This window comes from Halosimplex marinum (assembly GCF_051414075.1).
GTDB lineage: Archaea > Halobacteriota > Halobacteria > Halobacteriales > Haloarculaceae > Halosimplex > Halosimplex marinum.
Genome location: NZ_JBLKNY010000013.1, coordinates 1 through 882, shown reverse-complemented (window position 1 = coordinate 882; position 882 = coordinate 1). Strand labels below are relative to the sequence as shown.

At 57.9% G+C, this 882-nt stretch carries 1 rRNA gene; it reads left to right on the top strand.

What is annotated here, in order from left to right:
* Nucleotides 1-882, top strand: a 23S ribosomal RNA gene (locus tag ACMGFI_RS21200); the annotation flags it as partial.

Genomic DNA, 882 nt, shown 5'->3' with positions numbered 1-882 from the left:
GGCGATTGCGTAGGTCGGCGTTCTGATCGGGTGGAAGCACGGCCGAGAGTTCGTGTGGACCGATTAGAAACGAAAATCCTGGTCATAGTAGCAGCGAAAGTCGGGTTGAAATCCTGACGGCCAAAAGGGCAAGGGTTCCTCAGCACTGTTCGTCAGCTGAGGGTTAGCCGGTCCTAAGACCTATCGTAACTCGCGTAGGTCGAAATGGGAAACAGGTTAATATTCCTGTGCCACCGTCCACTCGAAGTCGACGCCTTGGGGTAGACCGAGCCGGGCCATCGCCCGGTCGAACCGTCCAACTCCGTGGAAGCCGTAATGGCACGAAGCGGACGAACGGCGGGACAGCGCAAGTCGGTTCAACCTGGGGCCCGTGAAAAGACGAGGACGGTGTCCGTACCGAGCACCGACACAGGTGCCCATGGCGGAGAAAGCCTAGGCCTGTCGGGATCAACCGGCGTTAGGGAATTCGGCAATCTAGTCCCGTACCTTCGGAAGAAGGGATGCCTGCCGCGGGAAGCGGCAGGTCGCAGTGACTTGGAGGCTCCGACTGTCTAGTAACAACATAGGTGACCGCAAATCCGCAAGGACTCGTACGGTCACTGAATCCTGCCCAGTGCGGGTATCTGAACACCTGGTACAACAGGACGAAGGACCCGTTAACGGCGGGGGTAACTATGACCCTCTTAAGGTAGCGTAGTACCTTGTCGCTTCAGTAGCGACTCGCATGAATGGATTAACGAGAGCCTCGCTGTCCCAACGCTGGGCCCGGTGAACTGTACGTTCCAGTGCGGAGTCTGGAGACCCCCAAGGGGAAGCGAAGACCCTATAGAGCTTTACTGCAGGCTGTCGCTGGGACGTGGTCGCTACTGTGCAGTGTAGGTA